Origin of the sequence: Campylobacter sp. (assembly GCF_019423325.1) — a bacterium.
Taxonomy (GTDB): Bacteria; Campylobacterota; Campylobacteria; order Campylobacterales; family Campylobacteraceae; genus Campylobacter_B.
This window is the reverse complement of the sequence record NZ_JAHZBQ010000002.1, coordinates 429885-453125: the sequence shown is the minus strand read 5'-3', so window position 1 is coordinate 453125 and position 23241 is coordinate 429885. Positions and strand designations below refer to the sequence as shown.

The 23241-nt window shown below is 47.1% G+C and carries 21 protein-coding genes and 1 pseudogene; 13 read left to right on the top strand and 9 right to left on the bottom strand.

Going from position 1 to position 23241, the window contains the following annotated elements; translation table 11 throughout:
• Positions 1–21: 21 nt before the first annotated feature.
• Positions 22–575 (bottom strand): annotated as a pseudogene (locus QZ367_RS07165) (manganese efflux pump MntP family protein).
• An 86-nt stretch (positions 576–661) separates the two neighbouring features.
• Here QZ367_RS07165 and QZ367_RS07160 point away from each other — a divergent pair.
• Both QZ367_RS07160 and QZ367_RS07155 read left to right on the top strand, forming a co-directional pair.
• Positions 662–1291: a hypothetical protein gene (locus QZ367_RS07160; protein WP_291938974.1), complete on the top strand. Its 630-nt coding sequence runs from the start codon at positions 662–664 to the stop codon at positions 1289–1291.
• Between the two features lie 303 nt (positions 1292–1594).
• Positions 1595–3070 carry a DMT family transporter gene (locus tag QZ367_RS07155; protein ID WP_291938972.1) on the top strand — a complete coding sequence of 492 codons (1476 nt, stop codon included), beginning with the start codon at positions 1595–1597 and terminating at the stop codon, positions 3068–3070.
• Here QZ367_RS07155 and QZ367_RS07150 read toward each other — a convergent pair.
• Both QZ367_RS07150 and QZ367_RS07145 read right to left on the bottom strand, forming a co-directional pair.
• Positions 3014–3817 (bottom strand): metal ABC transporter permease, encoded by an 804-nt coding sequence (locus QZ367_RS07150; RefSeq protein WP_291938970.1) that lies wholly within the window; start codon positions 3815–3817, stop codon positions 3014–3016. The two genes, QZ367_RS07155 and QZ367_RS07150, sit on opposite strands and share 57 nt — an antisense overlap.
• Entirely contained in the window at positions 3810–4577 is a 768-nt protein-coding gene (locus QZ367_RS07145) for an ABC transporter ATP-binding protein (RefSeq protein WP_291938968.1), read from the bottom strand. Before QZ367_RS07145 ends, QZ367_RS07150 begins: the two co-directional genes overlap by 8 nt.
• Positions 4578–4676: 99 nt before the next feature.
• Here QZ367_RS07145 and QZ367_RS07140 point away from each other — a divergent pair, with 99 nt between their 5' ends.
• From QZ367_RS07140 to QZ367_RS07125, 4 genes are read left to right on the top strand one after another with little or no spacing between them, the layout of a single operon-like run.
• On the top strand, positions 4677–5585 hold the full coding sequence (locus QZ367_RS07140; protein ID WP_291938967.1) for a bifunctional 2-polyprenyl-6-hydroxyphenol methylase/3-demethylubiquinol 3-O-methyltransferase UbiG: 909 nt from the start codon (positions 4677–4679) through the stop codon (positions 5583–5585).
• Positions 5548–6420 (top strand): cytochrome c peroxidase, encoded by an 873-nt coding sequence (locus QZ367_RS07135; RefSeq protein ID WP_291938965.1) that lies wholly within the window; start codon positions 5548–5550, stop codon positions 6418–6420. Before QZ367_RS07140 ends, QZ367_RS07135 begins: the two co-directional genes overlap by 38 nt.
• Positions 6410–8104 carry a PAS domain S-box protein gene (locus QZ367_RS07130; protein WP_291938963.1) on the top strand — a complete coding sequence of 565 codons (1695 nt, stop codon included), beginning with the start codon at positions 6410–6412 and terminating at the stop codon, positions 8102–8104. Before QZ367_RS07135 ends, QZ367_RS07130 begins: the two co-directional genes overlap by 11 nt.
• Positions 8105–8110: 6 nt before the next feature.
• Positions 8111–8830, top strand: a complete 720-nt coding sequence (locus QZ367_RS07125; protein WP_291938961.1) for an EAL domain-containing protein — start codon at positions 8111–8113, stop codon at positions 8828–8830.
• 576 nt (positions 8831–9406) lie between these two features.
• On the opposite strand, the gene QZ367_RS07120 is transcribed toward QZ367_RS07125, so the two are convergent.
• From QZ367_RS07120 to QZ367_RS07105, 4 genes are all read right to left on the bottom strand, one after another.
• A complete protein-coding gene (locus QZ367_RS07120; RefSeq protein WP_291938958.1) occupies positions 9407–10915 on the bottom strand; it encodes a succinate CoA transferase in 1509 nt (502 codons plus the stop codon).
• A 956-nt stretch (positions 10916–11871) separates the two neighbouring features.
• Positions 11872–12390, bottom strand: a complete 519-nt coding sequence (locus QZ367_RS07115; protein ID WP_291938956.1) for a hypothetical protein — start codon at positions 12388–12390, stop codon at positions 11872–11874.
• A 138-nt stretch (positions 12391–12528) separates the two neighbouring features.
• Positions 12529–13086 carry a sel1 repeat family protein gene (locus QZ367_RS07110; protein ID WP_291938954.1) on the bottom strand — a complete coding sequence of 186 codons (558 nt, stop codon included), beginning with the start codon at positions 13084–13086 and terminating at the stop codon, positions 12529–12531.
• A gap of 138 nt (positions 13087–13224) precedes the next feature.
• Positions 13225–13656, bottom strand: coding sequence for a redoxin (locus QZ367_RS07105; protein ID WP_291938952.1), 432 nt, complete (start codon positions 13654–13656; stop codon positions 13225–13227).
• Between the two features lie 134 nt (positions 13657–13790).
• Here QZ367_RS07105 and QZ367_RS07100 point away from each other — a divergent pair, with 134 nt between their 5' ends.
• On the top strand, positions 13791–14873 hold the full coding sequence (locus tag QZ367_RS07100; protein ID WP_291938950.1) for a DUF3137 domain-containing protein: 1083 nt from the start codon (positions 13791–13793) through the stop codon (positions 14871–14873).
• 169 nt (positions 14874–15042) lie between these two features.
• On the opposite strand, the gene QZ367_RS07095 is transcribed toward QZ367_RS07100, so the two are convergent.
• Positions 15043–16053 carry a DUF475 domain-containing protein gene (locus QZ367_RS07095; RefSeq protein WP_291938948.1) on the bottom strand — a complete coding sequence of 337 codons (1011 nt, stop codon included), beginning with the start codon at positions 16051–16053 and terminating at the stop codon, positions 15043–15045.
• An 87-nt stretch (positions 16054–16140) separates the two neighbouring features.
• Here QZ367_RS07095 and QZ367_RS07090 point away from each other — a divergent pair, with 87 nt between their 5' ends.
• The 6 genes from QZ367_RS07090 to QZ367_RS07065 all read left to right on the top strand — a co-directional run bounded on the left by QZ367_RS07090 (position 16141) and on the right by QZ367_RS07065 (position 22037).
• On the top strand, positions 16141–17460 hold the full coding sequence (locus tag QZ367_RS07090; RefSeq protein WP_291938946.1) for a Na+/H+ antiporter NhaC family protein: 1320 nt from the start codon (positions 16141–16143) through the stop codon (positions 17458–17460).
• A gap of 214 nt (positions 17461–17674) precedes the next feature.
• Entirely contained in the window at positions 17675–18118 is a 444-nt protein-coding gene (locus QZ367_RS07085) for a copper resistance protein CopD (RefSeq protein WP_291938944.1), read from the top strand.
• A gap of 597 nt (positions 18119–18715) precedes the next feature.
• Entirely contained in the window at positions 18716–19525 is an 810-nt protein-coding gene (locus tag QZ367_RS07080; protein ID WP_291938941.1) for a transporter substrate-binding domain-containing protein, read from the top strand.
• Positions 19526–19545: 20 nt separating this feature from the next.
• The gene (locus QZ367_RS07075; protein WP_291938939.1) at positions 19546–20349 is read left to right on the top strand and encodes a transporter substrate-binding domain-containing protein; all 804 of its coding nucleotides are present in this window, start codon (positions 19546–19548) and stop codon (positions 20347–20349) included.
• Between the two features lie 65 nt (positions 20350–20414).
• Positions 20415–21218: a transporter substrate-binding domain-containing protein gene (locus QZ367_RS07070; protein WP_291938937.1), complete on the top strand. Its 804-nt coding sequence runs from the start codon at positions 20415–20417 to the stop codon at positions 21216–21218.
• A gap of 15 nt (positions 21219–21233) precedes the next feature.
• Entirely contained in the window at positions 21234–22037 is an 804-nt protein-coding gene (locus QZ367_RS07065; RefSeq protein ID WP_291938935.1) for a transporter substrate-binding domain-containing protein, read from the top strand.
• Between the two features lie 221 nt (positions 22038–22258).
• Here QZ367_RS07065 and QZ367_RS07060 read toward each other — a convergent pair whose 3' ends face one another.
• Positions 22259–23215 (bottom strand): helix-turn-helix transcriptional regulator, encoded by a 957-nt coding sequence (locus QZ367_RS07060; protein WP_291938933.1) that lies wholly within the window; start codon positions 23213–23215, stop codon positions 22259–22261.
• Positions 23216–23241 lie beyond the last annotated feature (26 nt).

Sequence of the window (23241 nt, the reverse complement as noted above, 5' to 3'; positions counted from 1 at the left end):
CAAAGCGGCGATTAAAAGTCGCTAAATACCGATAACGCCGAGGTGCGAGAGTAAAATTTTAACCCCGATTAAGATCAAAATCGCGCCGCCCAAAACGAGCGCCTTTGAGTGCAGGATTCGCCCGTTAGCTTGCCTGCGTAGCATGCCGCGACGCACAGCGCGAAGCAGATGAGCCCGATTACGCAACAGGCGTAGAGGATGTTTATCTCGCCAAACGCGAAGGTCACGCCCACGGCCATCGCATCGATGCTGGTAGCGATCGCGCCAAGCACCAGCTCCTTCGTGCTTAGGCGAAGATCTGGCTCGTCCTGCTCGCGGCGGGATTCAATGATCATCTTAACGCCCAAAAACGATAAAATTCCAAACGCGACGAAGTGATCGATCTGCGCGATAAATTTTACGAAGTTTATCCCCAAAGCGTAGCCTGCAAGCGGCATTATAAACTGAGCCGCTGCATAGAAAAACGCGACACGCGCGATCTGTGTAAATTTGAAATTCGGATATTTCGCGCCGTTTGAGATACTAAGCGCGACGCTGTCCATCGCAAGCGCGAAAGCGATGAGTAAAAGCTCCATATTTAGCCCTTTTGGTATTATAAAAGCGTTGATTATACATTAAAATTTTCGAAATAAAATAATCAATTTTTAATTAGGGAAAAACTTTGCTTAAAAAATTAATCTTTTGTTTATTACCGCTATTTGCGACTGCTAGCTGGGAGGAGGTCGCCGTAAAGGGACTGGACGTGATGCTTAGCGCGGGCGCGGGCGATAGCGAAAATTTTAAAAACTCACTAAGCACTCTGATCGAGCGCGCTGCAAATGAATACGAACGCGCTGGCGTGCAGGATTACGAGCTCGATCTGCCTAGCTACATTACCGAGCGCGCGGGTAAAAAAAGCATCGCCGTGCAGAATATGCAAAGGCTGGCGAGCAAGAAGCTAAGTCTTGCCGTAGAGCCGATCAAAAAGCTCGTACTCGCTAAAATAAAAGATATGTCCGAAGCCGATACTAAGGCGATAATGAGCGGCGAGGTGCTATTTAGCCACTATCTGCGCACCAATGCCTTTGATGAAATTTACGAAATCATTCGCCCTTTGGCACGCGAACTAGGAGCCGACGCGAGCTTTGCTAAAAGCTTTAAAAGTGCCGTCGGACGCGAGCCTGGAGACGATTTTAGTAGCGAATTCAGTAGCGCCTTTATCAACGAAAGCTTCGATTTTTTAAGTAAAAACGAAAGGGAGTTTCGTAAAAACTCGGGCGCGATTTTAAACGCCATAAAGACGATCAGATAGGCGCAACCGCACTAAAATCTCGGCGAAATTTTACTTCAAATTATGAAAAATTCTATCTCGGAGCTCGCGGAAAATTTTAATTCAAAACCCGCTTTAAATTTTATTTTAGATCCAGCGCGCGAGCGCGCTAAAAACACGGCGCGCGGCGGTACGTCGAATTTCGCTCCCGCTCCCCGCCTCAAAAGAAATTTCAAATTTCAAGATGCGGCCGCCGAGTTAAATTTTATGAGCGTGCGAAATTTAAAATTTTATCCCGCTTCGGCTGGTTTCGCCGCACGCAATCGTGCCTCGGTCGGTTTTGCCGTGTACAGTCTCGTCGCGCCCTATTCCGCCCTGCGCGTCAAAAATCTTGAAAGAAAATCCGCTTTAAGCTCCGCGGCTCTTGTGCTAAATTTAAAGTCCGCGCAAATTCCGAACTGCGCCGAAAATAAAGCTTTAAATTCCGCAAAAGCCCCCACAATAAATCCTTGCGAAAATTTCGCGAGAAATTTCAAACGAAATTTTATATTAAATTTTACGAAAAATTCCGCTCATAACGGCGCAAATAGCGCGAGTTCGCTAAGCCGTGCAAGCGTCGTAGACGAGCCAAATTTAAGCCCCGCAAAAAGCCTTGCTGACGCCCATACGCGACGCTCAAAGAAAAATTTTACTGGGGTTCTTGCAAACGATCCGGACTCCGCTCATACGCCGCAGAGCTTTAGCTATGGCGCCGCGCGAAACCCTGGCGCTTCGCGAAATTCTAATACTACACAGAATTTTAACTCCGTAAAAAATTTAAATTCTACGCAGAGTTTCGGGCAAAATTCTAATTCAGCGCAAAGCCGCGCGCAAAATCCCGTTCCGCCTAGCAGGCTGTGGGATCTGGGGCTGCTTTTCGTAGCGATCGTTTGGGGTTGTACCTTCGTGCCGGTTCAGCACGCGCTGCATAGCGGCGACGTTTTTAGCTTTTTGTTTTGGCGCTTTTTGGCGGCGAGCATTTTTACCTACCTCGCTTGCCTGCGCTTCGGCGTCAAATTTGACCGCGGCACGATAGGGCGGGGCGTGTTTTGCGGGCTGATGCTATTTTGTGATTTTTCGTGCCAGACCATAGCGCTTGATTATGCGCTCTCCTCGACGGTGGCGTTCATTTTGGGGCTAAACGTCGTCATCGTGCCCTTTTTGATGCTTGCGTTTTTCGGCAAAAAGATCGCTGCGAGCGCCTTTGGCGGCGCAGCCACGGCGCTTTTGGGGCTGTATTTTTTAAGCGGAGCAAGCGCGGTGGGATTTGGCATAGGCGAGCGGTTGACGCTGATTTCGGCGTTTGCATACGCGCTTCACATCGTCTTTACCGGCGTCTGCGCGCGCAAAAGCAACCTCTACGGCTTTGTGATCGTGCAGTTTATCTGCGTCTGCGTCTGCGCGCTGATCGCGGCAGTTTTCACTCCGCACGCGCAGTTTGAAGGCGAGATAAAGGTACTTGGAAATTTGATCTTTTCGCCGAACTTCGATTTCGTTTTCGCGCTGGTTTTGACCTCGATCTTTGCCACCGTCGCGGCGTTTGTGATCCAAACGATGGCGCAAAATCGCGGCGTAAGCGAGATAAAAACGGTGCTTATTTTCGCGCTAGAGCCCGTAAGCGCGGGCATTATGGGGTATGCCTTCGGCGAGAAGCTAAGCGCGCTTCAAATTTTCGGCGCGGCGCTGATACTCGCAGGCATCCTGCTTAGCGAGCTAGGCGGGCTTTTAGGCGCGAAGTTTGCTAAAGATCGAGCTTGCGAAAAAGCAGACCGAGGCGACTAGGATTATTGAGGCGCCGCTGGTTAGATTGAGCTTAAAGCTCAAAATAAGCCCCGCCGCGCAGAAAAGCGCCGATAGCGCGCAGCTTATCGCCATCATCGAGCCTAGGCTTTTTGAAATTTTTTCGGCGATGAAAGGCGGAATCGTCATCAGCGAGATCACTAAGATTAGTCCTACGATCTGAATCGACGCGACCACCGCGAGGCTCGCCATCACTACGAGGACGTAGTAAAAGACGCTCGTATTAACTCCGCGCAGCAGGGCAAATTCCTTATCGAAGCTGATCGCTAAAAACTGCCTGTAAAAGCACGCCGTAAGCGACACAAATGCCGCGCCGCAAATGCCGATGAAGATCAAATTTTCATGATTTATCGCTAAGATCGAGCCGAACAGAAAGCTCATCAGATCGGATTTGTACCCGGGCGTGAGATCGGCGAAGATTATCCCAAGCGCCATTCCAAACGCCCATATCGCGCCTATTACGGCGTCGAAGCGCTCGGTGTTTCGCAGCGTGACGTAGGCGATTAGCAGCCCCAAAAACAGCGCAAATACGCTAGCTCCCAGCACGGGCGAGATACCTAAAAATAGCGCGATGCCGATGCCGCCGTATGCGCCGTGCGCGATGCCGCCTGCTATGAAGCTCATGCGATTTATCACGACTAAAGAGCCCACGACACCGCAGACTATACTGACCAAAAGTCCGCCGAGTAGGGCGTTTCGCATGAAGTCGTAGGATAGAATTTCAGCCATTTTCGCCCTCCTTGCAGCAGCATTCGTTAAGCGCGAGATCGACGGCGCAGAAGTGTCCGTGCTCGCGTCGCAGGTGATCTAAAAATTCCGCCCTACCCCCCGGATCGATCTCATGAGTATGCGCCGAGCCGTTTGCAACATAAAGAGCGCGGTTTGCGTAGTTTAGCGCAAGCTGCACGTCGTGGCTGATTAGAATTATGCCGCAGCCGCCTTCGTTTAGGGATTTTAAAAGCTCGTAAATTTGAACCTGCCCCATCGTGTCGATGCTCGCTAGCGGCTCATCGAGAAGTAAAATTTTAGCCTTCGCACACAGCGCCCGTGCGATGTAAACGCGCTGTCTCTGCCCGCCGCTAAGCTCGCTGATACGGCACCCTGCAAGGTCTTGCATACCTACGCGCCCCAGGGCTTGCATGGCTTGCTCGCGCTCGGATTTAGAGTAAAAGCCGAAAATTTTCTTATCTATCAGCCCCATTAAAACGACTTCGAGCACGCTTATGGGAAAGCTTTTGTTTATCGCTATAAACTGCGGTACGTAGCCCATTTGCGCTCTGGCAAGCGCGGGTGATCTGCCTAAAATTTCGATCGTGCCCGAGCTTGGTCGCAGCAGCCCCAAAAGCAGCTTTAAAAGGGTGCTTTTGCCGCCGCCGTTGGGCCCGAAAATCGCTAAAAAATCGCGCAGCTCGTAGTTTAAGTTTATATCTTTTAAAATTTCGCGTTTTTCGTAAGCAAAGTTCAAATTTCTTATCGTCACGTCCGCCATGAACGCCCTTTCGCCTAGATTTTGAAAGCATTTATTATAGCCCAAATTCGGAAAAATTGCCAAATTTTGCTATTATTACAAAAAATTTAAAGGCTAGCGGTGGAGAAAATCGGCGAAAAATCAGATGAAAATAGCTGGGACAAAAAGTCCGAAAGTTACGCTAAATTTAGCGGCGAGCCGGGCAGTTTCGGCAAGCGGGTGTTTGAGATACTGCGCGGCTGGGGCGTGAGCTTTGCGAGCAAAAGCCTGCTCGACGTGGGCGCCGGCACGGGGGTTTACTCGCTGTATCTCGCGTCGCTGGGCGCCAAGGTTACGGCGATCGATAGCTCGGAGGGGATGCTGCGCGAGTTAAGGCGCAGCGCGGAGGAGTTTGGCATCAGCTTGCAAAACGTATTAAATTTAAGCTTTGCGGAGTTTTGCGAGCGGCTGAGCCGCGATGGTTTTGCAGACGCGGCGGGCGAAAATTTTAAAATTTATCCGCACCCGCAAAGTAAAATTTCAAACGCGCAAGATCAAGAAGCGCAGGCTTTAAATTTTAAAAATTCTGCGAGTAGAAGCCGCGAGAGCGAAAATTTTAAAATTCCCGCAGTTTTTGACATCGCGTTTCTTACGATGAGCCCTGCGCTAAAAAGCACGGAAGATTTTGAGGCGTTTTTGGCTTTGGGCGAGCGAAAAATTTATCTAAACTGGGCGAGCGAGCGCAATTCATCTATGCTAGCGCCGCTGTTTGAGCGCTTCGGCACAGGAGCTAAAAGGCTTGCTACCGCCGCCGAAAAGTTTGAGGCGCTGCTCGGGGCGCGCGACATCAAGTTTAAAAGCGAAATTTTAACCGAGAGGCGCGAGCAAAAACGCAGTCTGCAAGAAGCGGTACAAAACGCCGCGTGGCACCTGCATATGGACGGCGCGGAGGTCAGCGAGCGCGAGATCGAGGAGATTTTGAAAAAGCGGGCTAAAGGCGGGATGATAAGCGATGATATCGAAGCGAGTTTTAAGCTGTTTTATATTTAGCCTAGCGCCGCTTTTGGGGCTTTGCGGCAATCTTTTTACGCCGCTTGAGGTGCCTAAATATGACCCGCAAAAGGCGCGGCTGGGCGCAAAAATTTTTACTGACGTAAGATTTAGCCGCAAAGGCCGCTCCTGCGAGAGCTGCCACAATTTTTATTTAAACGATTCGGGCGCTTCGGTGCGCGACGGACGCGTGCCTACGCTCATAAATTCTTATTATTTTGATCGTTACTTGGGCGATTATAATTTCGCGGGCTTTGAAGCGCGGATCGCGATGTCTGTTTTTGGCAAGAACGAGCTTGATGCGAGCGAAGATAGAATTTTAGAGCTTATCAGGAAGAATTTAGCTTACAAGCAGGCTTTTGAAAGTGCTTACGGCGAGGCGAATACGGCGAACTTCATTGATGCGCTGAAAGAATTTTTAAAGTCCAAAACGGCGATAAATTCCAAATTTGACCGATTTTTACGCGGCGAGGTTAAGCTAAATGATGCCGAATATAACGGATATGTGCTTTTTGTGCGGCTGTGCTCGGCATGTCATAACGGCGTTAGCCTAGGCACCGGCAGCTTTACTAAAATTCGCCCAAGCGCGGAAGAGGAGGATGCGCCTAAGCATAGGCTCACTTCCGATGGATTTGAGTTGCGCCGCGTGCCTAGCTTGCGCAATATCACGCAAACCGCACCTTACGTAAACGGGCAGACGGATTTGCGTCTTGCGGTGCGGCAGATCGCAAAGGATCTGCTAAAATACGATCTTAGCGATGAGGAGCTTGATGCTTTGATGAGCTTTTTAGCTACACTTAAAGGCGATATGACGGAGGCACAGGATGAAAGATAAGATAATGTGGGCTTTGATGGCGGGGATTATGATATTAGGCATAATCATCGCCGGGAATTATTTCTCGTCGCTAAGAGATGTAGCGAGATTTAGCACAATTTCGCGCGAGCTAGCTTTGATCGATAACGCTGATAACCGCTTAAATATATTATTTGATGCAAAGATCGCAAGAAGGGACTTTTCGATCGCGAATGCCGATATGCGCGGCATCTATCAGGTGCTGCAAGCTTTACAAAAAGACAAAATCATCGATAAAATCGGACTTAGTAGCGATGTGCGCGCGATCGGAAGCGCTTTTAGCGATAAAATTTCGCTTTTGGATGAGCTTGGGGCTTTAAATTCGCAGAATTTAATCCTTTTTCAAAGTCTTCAGCAAAAATTTTTATCCAGCGGCGCAAGTGCGCAAAGAGCAAATCTCTACTCTCAAATTTTAGGGCTTAACTATAAAAATCGCTCCGAAATATCTGCTTTAAAAAGCGCGTTAGAAAGCGCAGATGCGTCAAGCCCCGACGAAGCTGCGTTTATAGGAATCGCACGGCAAATTTTAAGGAATTTCGAGCGTCAAAATATCATCGTAAGCGATAATCTCTCATTGCTAAACGAGCGCTTCGTAAGCCTGCGCGAGCGATTTTATTACGCTAGCGAGGAATTTTACGGCTCGTTTATGCAAATGACGATGCTTTACACGGCGGTGTTTTTGTCGTTTTTACTGCTTACTTACATCATAAATTCCAATGCTTTGCGTAGCAAACGCGCCCTCGCGCCCTATCGCGCATTATGCAAGCAAGCAGGCGAAGCGATAGTTTTAGCAGATCAAAGCTTTAAAATTTTATACGCCAATAAAAGCGCGCTTAGCTTAAGCGGCTACGAACAAAGCGAGCTGGAAGGAAGCGATCTTGGAGTTTTGATGCCCAAAGATAAAGGGATCGAACTTCCTGCGATGGTAAATAAAAGCGCCAAAGATACGCGCCTGCTTCGTAAAAACGGCGAGCTAGCCGATGTGAGCCTAAGACTAGCAAATATCGCTGCTGCATCCAAGCCGCCGCTATATGCGCTTTACGCTCATGACATCGGCGAGCGCGAGATTATGAAGCTAGCTCTTGCGAGCGCGAAGGAGAGCTTAAACAATCAAGTCTATATCGATCATCTTACGGGCCAGGGCAACGAAGCAGCGCTATACGAGCTAATAAACGCCGAAAAAACGGGCGTAGCGATCTACATCACTATCGTAAATTTTGCAAATTTGCGGCTTTTTTACAAGGCGGAGACGACGAATGAAATTCTGCGCTCCTTTGCGCGTACGCTTGCGATGTGTATCGAATCGCACGAGATCAAAGCCAGTATCTTTCGCATCCAATCGGATGAGTTTTGCCTATTTTACGATGGACTAAATGTCGCGCGCGACGTGGAGATCATAAACAAATACTTCACCGACAAGGTCTTTAATCTCCATACCACCGAGGGCTTTGCCTCCGCGCCTTTAAATATCACGATGGGCGTAAGCGAGCGCGCAGATGTAGCGGGCGGCGCAAATAGGGTCTTTCAGGCGGTTATGGCGATGTATGAGGCGCAGAGCAAAAACGAGCACGTGGGCTTTTACTCGCGCCCAAATGCGATTGAGGAAAAATATCTTCAAAACCAGATTATGATCAACACCATTCAAAACGCGATCAAGAAAAACTAAGTCTTTGTGCTTGTCCAGCCGATATTTGATATCACCCACCGCGATCCTAGCGGCAATACATACGGCACCGAGGGCGGCGACTATGTCCCGTTAGTATATGAAATTCTAATCCGCCTAATCGATCGCTCGGGCAAGACGCGCTGCCCGGGTGAGTTTATCGACATTGCAAAGCAAACCTCGCTTTACATCCCGCTAACTCAGGTCGTAATAAACGAAGCCTTTCGCTTGCTAGACCGCTTCGCAGGGACTTGCTTTAGCATAAATCTTTCATATTTTGACATCGCAAACGAAGGCATCAAGGAGCTTTTAGAGCGCAAACTCGCATCCAGCCCAAATGCTTCAAATCTATTTATTGAAATTTTAGAAAGCGAGGAATTTGACGATTACGAGAGTCTACGCAGCTTCATCGCCGTAGCCAAAAACTACGGCTGCAAGGTCGCGATAGACGATTTTGGCAGCGGATACTCCAACTACTATAGAATTTTAACGCTCGACGTGGATTATATAAAGATCGACGGAGCGCTCATCAAAAACATCGCAAACGACAAAAACTCGCGCGCCATCGTCGAAACGATCGCTAACTTTGCGCGCAAGCAGGGCTACGAGCTCATCGCCGAATACGTAGAAAACCACGAAATTTCAATCATCTTAGAGGAGATGGGGATTAAATATATGCAGGGCTACTTCTACAGCAAACCGATGGAGCCTTCGAGGATAAAATTCTAATCTCATCTCGCCGAGGCTTATAGCTCGTCTTTTTAAATTTATAGCCCAAAGATCGCCTTCGTAAGGCGAGAAATTCTGATTTAGCAAGTCGCTGCTTTAATACGGAATTTATCTTGGCAAATACTACGCGGTTTTATCGCAAACTTATGGCGCGCCTTATAGCTAGGATTGGCTTGGCAAATGAAGTGAGAGCTAAATTTAAAATTTAATGGGGATCTATGGATGAAATTTTGCGAAGTTCAAAATTTTAAAATTCCAAGCCGTAGAATTTTAAAATTTGAAATGCGCGAGCTGCAAATTTAGGGCTAAATTTTAAAATTCCGTAGCGATAAAATTTTAAATTCCGCACCTTAAACCCGCCTGCAAATTTTAAAATTTTATGGCGCAAATTTTCAATTCATTCATATAATAAACATTTCGCGCGAGCTTTGCAAAAATAAAAATTTTAACGAGTTTTGCTCTAAGTAGCGATAGCGCTTTCAAATGCAGGCGGAATTTTTAAGTGCAAACTTTCCCGCTTCAGCAAGAATGAGCTTAAATTTTAGGCTTTAGCCCATTAGCTCAAGCAAATTCGCTCTAAGCCTTCATGCTCCCCGTATCCTTAAATCTTTGATGCCACGACAGCGCCTCGCTTAGGATGTGTGGAGTATGCCCCGCACAGGGCTGCGCACATGCCCGCTCGAAATAATCTCTCAGCGCGTCTTGGTAAGTGGGATGCGCGATACTTATCATCGCGCGAGCCCGCTCACGAGGGCATTTACCACGCAGATCGGCGATGCCGTATTCGGTGATGATGACCTGAGTGTCGTGCTCGGTATGATCAACGTGACTCACGAACGGCACGATAGCGCTGACCGCGCCGCCTTTAGCGAGTGACGGGCTTAAAAATAGCGACAAATATCCGTTGCGAGCGAAGTCGCCGCTACCGCCGATGCCGTTTTTCATCTGCGAACCCATTACGTTAGTGGAGTTTACGTTGCCGTAGATGTCTGCCTCAAGCATGCCATTCATCGACACGACGCCAAGCCTTCTGATAAGCGCTGGTGAGTTGGAGACGTCTTGCGAACGCAGTATGATGTGCTTGCGGTAGAAATCGATGTTTTTTTGAAATTCCTCGACACCTGCAGGGCTAAGCGATAGCGCTGTGGCACTTGCAGTGCCTACGACGCCTCTTTTGATGAGATCTAGCATGCCGTCTTGGATCACCTCGGAGTAGCACTGCAGCCCTTGGTAGCCAGCATTTTGTAGTGAGCTAAGCACGGCGTTAGCGACGTTGCCGATGCCCGATTGTAGCGGCAGCAGCTTCTTTGCGGGAAGTCTGCCGCAAGCTTCCTCGTTTTTTAAGAATTTTACGACGTTTCGCCCAATCGCGCTTGAAATTTCATCCACGGCAGTAAAATTATTGACGCGATCATGCGTCCTAGCCTCTATGATAGCGATTACTTTGGCGGGATCTACATGCATGTAAGGGCTGCCTACACGATCGCCTACGTGCTTGATCGGCAGATCCGTAGCGTGCGGAGGTAGGCGCAGATCTGTAACGTCGTGAATGCCCTCCAGCTCAAGCGGCTGATAGTAATTCACTTCTAAAATCACGCGATCGGCGATATCGAGCCAGGCTTGGTTGTTGCCTAGCGACGTGGACGGCACGAGCACGCCGCTTTCTTTAATCGCCACTACTTCGATCACGGCAAAGTTTAGATGCGGAAAAAAGCCCGCCTTAAGCTGCGCGGCAAGGCTTGATAGATGCACGTCCGCGTATCGCACGGCGCCGCTATTTATCGCACGGCGCATATCGGCATCCGTAAAAAACGGCGCGCGAAAGCTCACGGCACCTGCTTTTGCCAAAACTCCGTCTAAAAGTGGATCGGTCGATGCGCCTGTAAAAATTTCGATTTGATAGGGCTCGCCTTTTTCGTGCAGCGCTGTCGCTCGTTGCGCTAGAGCTTGTGGTAGCGCTAGCGCGCAGCCCGCCCCAACAAAGCCGCTAAAGCCCACCGATGCGCCATTTGGGATCAGCTCGCAGGCTTCCTCGGCGCTCATAATTTTTGATTTTAGATATTCGTTTTGCACGCGTGAGTTCATTTTCCGTCCTAGCCGTGATTTGGGCGAAATTATAATATTTTTGCGCTAAATTTCAAAATCTAAATTTCGTGCGCGAGCTAGGCTATAGAGCAAAATATGAGGCGTGGTCGGTTGGGATATACGCCGCAAACGCTTCCGATCAGGCTTTTTTTACTTCGGCGGTTTGCAATACCCGCTTGCGCAAGCGCTCGGTAAATAGGGTTTTAAGCGTGATTGAAGCTTGGTTTAATGATCTAGCTACGATATCATTAAACGCTTATCTCGCACCAAATCTTGCGGAATTTAGGCGCAAAATTTCATCGCATAATTTGTGAGCTGCGATATTTAAATTTAAGCTTCCTTTTGCAATTTAATCGCTCACCGCACTTAAATTTAAATCCCCGCCTCGCAATTTTAAAATAGGCGTTTTGAAATTTATCGCTCGTGGCGTTTAAATTCCGCGGCTTGCTAGCCTTGAGCCCATATTTGAAATTACATCGCTTGCGATGCACGCATTTGCCTGTTACGCTTGAATTTTAATCCGCATTAATTGAAATTCTCGCTGCCTAAAATTATCGCCTCCTCGCACAAGACGGCAGTTTAAAATTCCAATTTCGCGCTTTTTTTGGGAGGGCGGCTCGACGTAGATACATAAAATTTTGATATTTTACGCTTGCAAAATTCTAAAAATTATATCATCGTCACGGCTAAATTGCAGATTTCGTTTAAATTCTAGTTCTTAAAATTTTAGCCTGGCCGTCACGCACGATTTGCAATTCAAAGAGCCTTGTTGCACAAATTCTAATCTCTACTGAGCCTAAAAATTGACGCCGCTTACGACGCAAATTTAAACGCGTTTTAGAATTAAAAATTTAGCCCGCCTTGTTACCATTTTCGGTCGAGTTTTACTAAAATTTCGGCAAATTTTATTTTGCTAAAATTCCAAAAATTTTATCGCTGCAAAATAGGGTGAAATTTCATCTTTGCGGCTTGCCGTCGCCGAATTTAGCGACTATCTCCTCGCTGCAGCTCTCCTTAGGCGCCCAGCCTTCGCGCTTCATCCGCGCCAGATTGTCGCACGCCTCCTGCGAGCCGCCCTCGCAAAGCTCATCGTATATCACGAGGCTGCGGCACTGCCCGCTCGCGAAGCTCTCCAGCGCCGCCGCGTTGCCTAGGCAGGCTCGCTCGCGCAGATCGCTCATCGCGCGCCCACCTGCGCCGCTCATTTTATCTCCCTGCTTCCGCTCGGCGAGGGTGGCGAGCTCGCACGCGTCTGCGAAAAAGCCCTGCGCTTTGAGGCGGTTTCGCACGACGCCGCGACCGCCCAGCTCGTATCTCATCGCCGCTTCGTAGCATGCGGCGGCGTCCTTTTTACTGCACTTTTCTAAAAGCGCGCTGGTTTTTGCGCCGCTAAATTTAAACTCTTTGGCTTCGCCGTCCGCGTTTGCTAAACTAAGCACCAGCGCTGCAGCCAGCGCAAGCTTTAAAGCTTTCATCTTTGCTCCTTTTTCGTTTATCCGCTCGCACGCTTCGATTTACCGCCTCATCGCGCCGCACCCATCGCCCGCTAAAATTTAAAAGGCTCACGTGCCCTATCTGCGCTCGAAGCTCGGAATTTTATCGCCTCTGTCGCGCTAATTTTTCGGCAGTAGATCGAGCACCGCGCAGGCGCGCTTATTGCGCATTTTGCACGCCCTGTCTAGCGCCTCGCCCGAGAGCTCAAAGCTCTGAGGGGTGCCGATTCCTTGGAGATATTTGACCGATAGCTCGTAGCACGCCTCGCTACTGCCGGCATCGCACTGCTCGCGAAAAAGCTCAAACGACGCCACGACGTCCTTCTCCACGCCCAAGCCCCGCCCTAGCGCATCTGCGTAGAAAAAGCACGATAGCTGATCTTTTCGCTCGCAGCCGCTTTTCAGACCGCGTGCGACGCGATCACAGGAGCCTTCGTCGCTTTTTACGATGCAGCTTTGCAGATCCGCCCGCGAAATTCCGTCCGTTTGAATGACCGCATCGGCACTGCTTTGCGAGCCGGCGCTTGCTTCGCCACTCTTTATAAAGTGCGCGTTTTGCGTGGCGGTCTCGTCAATACTCGTTGTTTTGCCCGCCGCAGAAATTTTATCCGCTCGCGCGCTCTCGCCGCAGTTTGCCGCAAGTGCGCAAAATAGCGCCAAAAATAGAAATTTTTTCATACCCGCCTCCGTTAAATTTAGCGCCATTTTAATTAAAAATGCTGAATTTAAGGAAAATGCGCCTCTGCCCTAAATTTCAGCCCTGTGTCGCAATGTGTTTGGAGTGCGAAATTTAAAGCGCGCCGCCGAAGCGATCGATCATAGGCTCTTTAGCGCCGCAAGTACGTTTTGTGCGTCCTGCTCGGGCTTAGCGATACGGCTAAAGCGCTTTACTTCCTTGCCGCCTCGAAAAATCAGCGTTTGGCGGTGGTAAAATTTCTTCCCGTCGCCGGTAGTGAAGGTTTCGAGCCCAAGCGGCGCTTCAAGCTCGAATTTTTCGTCGTTTATGAACTCAAACGAGGCGCCCGTAGCGCGCTTAAACTCGCTCGTGCCCGCCTCGCCCATGCTGCCTACGGCGATAAGCTCGAAGCCGAGGGCTTTTATCTGCGCAAACTCGCTCTCGTAGGCCTTGCACTGAAGCGTGCAGCCCGTAAGCCCCGCCGCGTCGCGCAACTCTGCGGGCAAAAATTTGCCGCTGTTGCCCATTTTCGGATAGGTAAAAACCACGCAATTTTTCGGTAAATTTATCATCTCTCGCCTTTTGATCGAAATAGGTCGCAAAAATAGCATAAAAAATCTTAAACCCGCTTAACGGATGAAATTTTAATAAAATTTAGCGTAAAATAAGGGGTAAAATTTCGGCAAATCAAATTTGGAGTTAAATTTTGGATATTGACAGAGCGTTAGAGGAGCTGGCAAAAAAGCAGCAGCAGTGCAAGATAAAATTTCTAAAACCGCTGATTTTATTGCTATGCATCGCGGTTTTTTCCGTCGGCTGGTTTATCCACGGCTTGATCCAAAACGAATACTCCTCCGCCGTGCTGATGTCCGCGATGATCCCGATAATTGCGGTAAGCTGCGTATGGGGGATTTATGATGATTCCATCGCTAAGTGGGAGTACAACGCCTTTTACAAAGACGCCTTCATCCGCGCTATTATTTCAGATATCGATCCTGCCTTTAGATACGAGCCGCAAAGCGGCATAGACGAAGAAGAAATCCGCAAAACGGGCATCTATCCACGGAATGAATTCGTAGCCGAGGATCAGATAGACGGCGTGTATAAAGGGGTAAAATTTAGCCTAAGCGAGGCGATAAAAATCTATGAAACGCGAGAATCTATGAGGCTTGTAGAGTTATCTCAAAGGTCCAAGAGCGATCTTTCCGCGGCTTTTTTGCTATCGGCGATCGCGCTTTGGAACGCTTGGAGGCTCGGCGAATATGTGCAAGCCTTTAGCGGCTCGGTTTTGGTGTGCGAGTTTTATAAGAAATTTAAGGGGCAAACTATCATCGCGGACCGCTCGCCCGGCACCAAATTTTTAGGCGATCAGGAGCTGATGGACGACGTGATTTTCGGAGAGGAATTTCGTGTGTTTGCGAGCGATAAGATCGAGGCGCGGTATCTTTTGACGCCTAGCTTTATGGAGCGTCTCGGGGCTTTGAAGCTTAAGCTTGCACCCAAGATCGCTCTTAGTGCGGCGTTTATGGACGGAAAATTTTATCTATTTTTAAACGGCGCGAAAAACCGCTTCGAAGCCGCGCTGTTTTCGCCGCGCACTACGTCAAAAGACGCCGAGCGGATAAAGGCCGAGGTTTTGCAGCTTCTTGGTATCATTGACGAGCTGCGTTTGAATGAGGAGGTTTTTGGCGGCGCAAGCGAGAGCGGCGAGTCCGCAAATAGCCCGCCACTCAGCTGCAAAGAACTGCAGAGATTACGCGATAAAGGCTTGAGCTCGCGCGATCGCTAAGCGGGATAAATTTACGCTTTTCGTAAAATTTTAATCTCATCGCCCGCGTCTTTAAATTTAGCGTTTCTTGAAATTTAATACGGCGCAAGCGAGCAAATTTTACCGCTTGCGGCAGTAGCTTGAAATTTTAAAATTTGATCTCGCGCACGGCAAGATCTGCGATGAAATTTTACTCGTTGTTTCCCGCGATCGTTTCGATTAGTTTGCGCTTGTTACGGCGGTTGTAAAGCACCGACGAAAGGAGCGATAGCGCGATGAATAAGATCCCCACAGTGCCGGTTATGATTTCGCTTACTTCGAATTTCAGCTTAGCAAACATTATAAACGCCAAACACGCGATGGCGTAGTGCGCGCCGTGCTCCAGATACGCGAAGTGCGACAGCGTGCCGCGGGCGATGAGATACAGCGTGATGGAGCGCACGAACATCGCACCGGCGCCGAGACCTAGCATGATGATGAAGATATTATCGCTTAGCGCAAACGCCCCGATCACGCCGTCGAAGCTAAAGCTTGCGTCCAGGGTCTCTAAGTATAAAAAGCCCGCAAGGCCGTTTTTTACGCCGTCCGTGCCGAAAAGGCGGTCGAAGCAGGAGATGAGCAGATAGAGCAGGATCGCGCCGAAATACGCTGCGCCGAGCGTAGCCGAGCCCGTTTTAGCAAGCAGCACGAGCCCAGCGGCTAGAGCGATCAGCGTGGGAGCGTTTGGAATGCGCTTTAAAAATCGCACGAGCCCGTTATTTTCGATTATGCCTAGCCAGTGTAGCTCGCGCTGCGTATCGAAGAAAAAATCGCAAAAGACCATCAGCAAAAACGCGCCCCCGAAAACGTAAATTTGCGCTTCGTTCTCGCTTAAAATTTCATGGTAGCGGTGTGGCTGCTTAAGCGCCAGCACGAGAGTTTCCCAAAGTCCAAGATGCGCGCTTGCAGCGACGATTAGCACGGGGAATAAAAATCTCATGCCAAAAACCGCGATCGGAATGCCCCAGAGGATAAATCTGCTCTGCCACACCGGCGCCATATCTTTTAGCACCTTGGCATTGACTACGGCGTTGTCGAAGCTGAGGCTGATTTCAAGTGCGCACAAAAGCGCACAGATATAAGCACCGCCAGCGCCGCCGATATAAAATGCGATAGCAAGCGCAATTAGGCTTACTACAAAAGAGGAGTAAAAATATTTCATCGCTGTCCTAGCCGATTTTTTGCGCGATTTTAGCAAAATTTAGCCCTAAATTCTATATAATTGCAAAAATTCCAAAAAAGGCAAAAAATGCTTACCAATCCCGTATTTATCAGTATCTGTGTGATGTGCGCGCTGTGCTTACTGAGGTGCAACGTAATGCTCGCGATCCTAATCGGCACGATCTGCGCCGTGCTCTCAAGCAATATTCCGCTGGGAGATGCCATAAATTTATTCATAAACGGCAACCCGGAAAACGCCGGCAGTCTCGGCATGGGCGGAAATTTAGAAACCGCGCTCTCATATCTGTTGCTAGGCGTCATCGCAAGCGCGATCTCAAAGACGAACTTAACGGCGATCTTGGTGCGCGCGGTGGCAAATTTAATCAGCGACAAAAAATACGTCTTTATCTTTTCGATCGCCTTTTTTGCGTGCTTCTCACAAAATTTAATCCCCGTGCATATCGCCTTTATCCCGATTTTGATCCCGCCGTTAGTCAAGATCATGAACTCGCTAAAGATAGACCGCCGCGCCGTAGCGTGCGCGCTAACGTTCGGCTTGCAGACGCCGTATATGGCGCTGCCGTTGGGATTCGGACTTATCTTTATGGGGCTAATCGAAAAAAATATGAACGCAAACGGCATCGCGGTAAGCCTTGGCGACATATCAAGCGTGATGTGGCTAAGCGCCGTGCCGATGATCGTGGGCCTCATTCTAGCCGTGATCTACTACCGCAAGCCGAGGGAGTATGCCGAAACCAAACAGAGCCTGGATGCGCATTTTAGCGAGCTTAAGATGGGTATGCGCGAATGGGGCGCTCTAGCGGGTATCGCGGTGTGCTTCGCCGTGCAAATTTGGATCAAATCCCTTCCGTTTGCCGCGCTTAGCGGAATTTTAGTAATGCTTGCGAGCAAGGGCATCGAGTGGAAGAAGCTCGATAACGTATTTGACGAGGGCGTGCATATGATGGGCTACATCGCGTTTTTGATGCTGATCGCCGCAGGATACGGCACGATCTTAAAAGAAACCGGCGGCGTGAACGAGCTGGTGCACGTAGCGAGTACTTTAAGCGGCGGCAAGCTAGGCGGCGCGCTGCTGATGATCGGCATCGGACTGCTCGTGACGATGGGCATAGGCTCGAGCTTCGGCACGATCCCTATCATCGCTACGATATACTGCCCGTTAGCCGCGCAGCTTGGCTTTAGCACTGCAGCGACGATCTTTATCATCGGCGTGGCTGCGGGTATCGGCGATGCGGGCTCGCCTGCGAGTGATAGCACGCTCGGGCCTACCGTGGGGCTGAATATCGACGGCGAGCATAGCCATATGTGGGATACTTGCGTGCCGACCTTTATTTTCTTTAATATCCCGCTAATCATATTCGGCATAATCTTTTCGATGATGCTTTGAAATTTTATAAAATTTAGCCGCGCGGCGGTGCCCGTAAATTTATAAATTTACGGATGCGAATATTTTTAAATTTACCCGCGCGCTTTTGCCAAATTTATTTGCGTCGCTCGCACGATCGGTTTAAATTTAACCGCTCGCAGCGCGTTGATGAAAATCATTGCTAAAATTTGAAATTTCGCATAAAATGGGCGAAATTTCATAGCAAGGAGCGGCGGTGGAGCAAATTTACCCTTACGTGCAGATTGTGCATCTCATCTGCGCCATTATCTTTTTGGGTTACATATTTTTCGACGTCGTGATTTTTTCACGGCTTAAGGGCGTGTTGGGCGCGGATTTTGAGCGCGTCAAAAAAGCGATTGGCTCGCGCGCGATTAAGATCATGCCGGTTTGCCTTTTTACGCTGATAATCACCGGCGGAATGATGATGAGCCGTTGGGTCGGAAGCGCTAATGGCGGGTATTTCGGCACGCCGCTTCAAAAAATCTTTATGCTAAAAGTCACGCTCGCGCTCATCATCGCCGTGTGCGTAGCGATAAATTTAAGTTGCCGCGCGATGGGAAGGCCTGCGCCTGAGTTTTTACGAGTAAACATCCATAAGATCGCTTTTGTATTCGGATTCATCATCGTGCTTTGCGCCAAACTGATGTTTGTAGTATGATTTATAGCGCAAAATTTAGGACTGGCAGCGTGACTTTTATCGTGGAATTCTGCAGCATGGCAAAGCTTTAATTTTGCTTGCTTTTAAAATACGACGCTTGCTAAAAATTTTAAAATTCCATTTTGCTGGGCGGAGCGTATAAATTTAAGAATTTTAAATTCCACTATGTCTGCGCTAAAGCGCGAAATTTTAAAATTTCACTCCTTTTTTGTGCTGTTTTGTCAAATGTAATCTGCAAAATTTAATCTCATAAAATTTTAAAATTTCATCGCGAGTTTTAAAGCGCTCATAAAATTTCTCATCCAATTCTGCAGCTTTAAAATTTTGTAAAATTCTAAAATTTTAAAAAATTTTAAATTTTACCGCTAGGACGCGGATAAGAATTCTAAAAAACTCGCGCAAAATCGAAGCAAACAATGAAAAAGCGAATTTATTTGACGACTTTACTTACTATTTAATAATCATTAAAGATATAAAAAGCTAAAATTGCTTTTCGCCCGCGGGCGAATTTAATGTCTGCTTACCATTCGGGCGGGATTTTGAGGTTTCCCGTAGCCGTGGCAATGGTTTTGAAATTATTTATGAGAAAGGAAAAGGATGAAGAAATTTCTCTTAAGTCTGCTCGTAGCAGCTTTGGCCAGTAGTGCGCTTTGCGCCAGATCGCTCTCCGAGATCAAAAGTAGCGGAGTGCTTAGAATAGGCGTTTATGACGCACAGCCGCCGTTTAGCAAGATAGAAGACGGCGTGCATCAGGGCTTTGAGGTCGATATGGCAAACGCCATCGCTAAAGATATGCTTCCATCAGGCGGGAAGGTGGAGTTTACCTCCGTGCTTGCAAATCAGCGTATAAAATTCCTACAAGAAGATAAGGTGGATGCGGTTATCGCAACTCTTACCGTAACTCCGGAGCGCGAGAAGCAGATCGATTTTACGACCCCATATTTTAGTGTCAATATAGGCATTTTAACCCGCGTCGAAGATAAGATTAAATCCTTAAACGATTTGCAAGATAAAACTATTTTAGTTCTTAGCGGCGGTACTGCAGAAACATACTTTGAAAAGCAAGGCTATAATATCGCCAGATGCGATAACGCAAACGCCTGCTATAAGGCGCTAAAGGCCGGACAGGGCGACGGGTATGCCGACGATAACCTAGTCGTGCTGGCTTATCCGGTATTAGATAAAAAGGTTGAAGTAAATATCAAAAATTTAGGCACTTCGGATTTCTTAGCCATCGGCGTGAAAAAGGGCAATTCGGAGCTTTTGGATTTTCTAAACGGCGAGCTAATCAAGCTAAGCAAAGAGGGCTTTTTCAAAAATTCGTTCGATAATTTCATCGAGCCTTACTACAAAGGAACTGCAGAGAAAAAGTATTTCTTGCTGGATGATCTTTATAACTTACTGTAATTTTAAAAAAGGGGGACGCTATGAAAAAGATAATCTTGGCGTTAATGCTGGCTGCGTGTTCGCTTCTTAGCAACACTTTGACTCAAATCAAAGAAAAAGGGGTTATTCGCATCGGTATAGATGGCTCATCTCCGCCGTTTAGTGTCGCTAAAGCCGGCGAATATAGCGGGTTTGAGATACTCTTAATCGAAGGGCTTGTTAAAGAAATTTTCGGCGATAAAAGTGGCAAGATAGAATATGTCGTAACCTTAGGCGATGACCGCATAAAAGCGGTACAGGATAACAGAGTTGATTTAGATATCGCGCTAATCTCGGTTACGAAAGAGCGCGAGAAGCTGGTAGATTTCTCCGATCCATACTTTAGCGTAAATATCGGCGTGCTAACTCGTAGCGACGATAATATCAGAAAGGTCTCCGATCTAAACGGAAAGACTATACTGGCGCAGCCCGGCACTACTGTGTTTGATTACTTTACGAAACAGGGCTATAACGTAGTACCGTGTGCGAGCGCGAATGAATGCTTTAATGATCTAAAATCGGGTAAGGGCGACGGATACGGCGATGATAATCTACTTGTATTTGCTTATGCCGTAGTCGATTACAAGGTTGAGGTAAATATCAAGAATTTAGGCTCGACGGACTTCCTGGCCATCGCGGTGCAAAAGGGCAATACCGAGCTGCTTAACGCGGTAAATGCGGGACTAATTGAGCTAAGTAAAAAGGGTTTTTTTACAAAAATTTTTGATGAGAGTATTGAGCCTTTTTATAAAGGAACCATTGATAAAAAGTATTTCTTGCTGGACGATCTTTACAGCTTGTTTTGATTTAAAGCGGCGATGGATGGAATTCTATTCGCTGGCAAATTTTAGTAAAAATTTAAAGGAATTTTATGAAAAAGATTATATTTGCGTTGTTAATCGCTTCGTGTTCGTTATTTGCTAACTCTTTAGCGCAGATCAAAGAAAAAGGGCTCATTCGTATCGGAATAGACGGCTCACTGCCGCCGCTTAGCGTCTCGGAGGACGGCAAATACAGCGGTTTTGAAATTTCGCTTATTGAAGAGCTTTCAAAGGAAATTTTCGGCGATAAGGGCGGCAAAATCGAATATGTTGTAACTCTAGGCAACGACCGTATCACAGCCGTGCAAGATAACAAAGTTGATTTGGATATCGCAGCCATCACGGTTACGAAAGAGCGCGAGAAGCTAGTGGATTTTTCAAATCCCTACTTTAGCGTAAATATCGGCGTGCTAACTCGCACCGATGATAATATAAAAACCGTAGACGATTTACAAGATAAAGAAATTTTAGCAGAGCCCGGCACTACGGCGTTTGATTATTTTAATAAGGAAGGCTTTAAAGTTATCTCATGCGCTAGTTCTAGCGAATGCTTCCGAGCGCTAAAATCTGGTCGCGGCAGCGGCTATGCAGACGATAATATGATAGTTTTGGGCTATTCGGTTGTAGATCGCAAGGTAGAGGTAAATATCAAGAATTTAGGCACGACGGACTTTTTAGCTATCGCGGTACAAAAAGGTAACGATGACTTGCTAAACGCCTTAAACGACGGGCTTGTCAAGCTCAGCAAAAATGGCTTTTTCAAGAAAATTTTTAACGATAGTATAGATCCTTTTTACAAGGGAAAGGCTGAGAAAAAATATTTCTTGTTAGATGATCTTTATAAAATGTTTTAATTTAAAGGACGAAATATGAAAAAAATTCTACTAAGTATTTTGCTAGGTGCTAGCGCGCTTTGCGCTAATTCCCTAGCAGATATCAAGCAAGCAGGCGAAATTCGCATAGGCTTGCAAGAGTCCCAGCCTCCGTTTAGCTTCGATGATAACGGCACGCTAAAAGGCTTTGAGGTTGATTTGGCAAACGAGCTAGTTAAAAATCTATTCGGCAATAAAAAGATCAAAATCGACTTTATCGCCGTAGCATCTAAAGATCGCGTCCCCTCGCTGGAGCAAAACAAAGTCGATCTCATCATATCCAAGCTTACCGTCACAAAAGATCGCGTTCAGAAAGTCGATTTTTCTTATCCGTATTATTCAGTGCAAATTGGCGTGCTAAGCCGCAAGGATGATAATATTTCAAGAATCGATCAGATCGCGCATAAAAAAATTCTAAGCGTTAAAGGCACAACTGCCGAGGAGCACTTTAAAAACGCGGGTTATGAGATTGTGACATGTGCCGATGCCAATGAATGCGTCACTAGACTAAAGGCTGGCGAAGGCATAGGCTTTGCCGACGATAACACGGTCGTACTCGGATACGCTAGAAACGATGCCGCGCTTGATGCAAAAATCATCAACCTCGGCAAGGTAGATTATATCGCCGTCGCCCTATCTAAGGGCAATACCGAGTTGCTTGATGCGGTTAATAGCAGCCTGGTAAAAATGTATAAAGCAAAATTTTTTCACAAGGCTTTTGACGAGGATATCAAGCCATACTACGGCGGTAAGATCGATAAAAAGCACTTTACACTAGACGAGGTTTATAGCCTGTTTTAAATTTAGATGCATCTAAAATTTTAAGGCGCCCCTTGGCGTCTAAACATACCCGAAGCTGCGATATTTGATCGCAGCTAGCTTTTGCCGCCAAGATTTTGGCGGCATTTATAATTTAAATTCCGTATTTTTGCGGGTCCGGTTGCGATATAAAATTTTATGATGTTTTGATATGCGGTTGTGAAAGAGTGTGGCTTCTAAAAGATAGCCGGTCGCAAGAAATTCTAATCCGAGTAGTAAAATTTTATATCCTTTTTCAGTTGCATCGGCAATATATTAAATTTAGCCCTAAAAATTTTAGAAAAATGCGATAAATTATTGTATCCGACCATTTTGGCGGCTTCGTTTACGCTGATTTGATCTAGACTCAATAGCTCTTTTGCAATCTCAAGCCGCTCATTTGTCAGCATCGCATAAACGCTCGTGCCGAAATATGCTTTAAAATCCCTTTTTAGTGCAAATTCGTTCGTAGCGCAAAGATGAGCGAGTTCTTTAATGCTAGGTGGATTTTGCATATTTTCGAGTAATATTTTCTTTGCTTTTTGAACTGTTTTTATGCGATTTTCATCAAGACTAAACGCATTTTTAGGCTCATTAAATTTATGAAAACTTCTATAAAGCATCTCTAAAATTTTACTTTCCATAAAAATTTCGCGTATTTTGCCGTCGTATATTGCGGCATTTTCGAGCTCTTTGAGGATGATATTTTGCACGGCGCTTGTTTTAAATTTCTTCATGCAAACGGCTTGATCTAAATTCAAATTTTTTAAAATTCCCAGCTCATTTGCAAAAGCAGTGCTAAGCGCTATGCAGGAGCTTTTATAGTGTTTATTTTCAAGCTCGTGAACGCCACGCAATTTGCTTTGCATAGTTCCGAGCCAAAACTCACCTTTATTCAAAGTGAATTGATCTTTATCCGATCTGAAGCAGATAGGATTTTCGCCAGTATTGAAAAATAAAAATGAATAGCGGCTGCCCCGTTCGTGGCGATGCAAAAGGGAATCTCTGCAAATTATATCGCTGCTATAGTATCCTATCTCTCCGCCCGTATAAAAAGAGCTAAAGTCGAATTTTATACTTTCGCTTTCAAGTTCGGTTTTGTTATATCCACATTGCTTGGACGGCTCAATGTCGTTAGATATTTTTCGCAAAAAATCGTCTAAACTTATCTCTTTACCCATCTTATCCCTTTAGCGTTTAAAATACT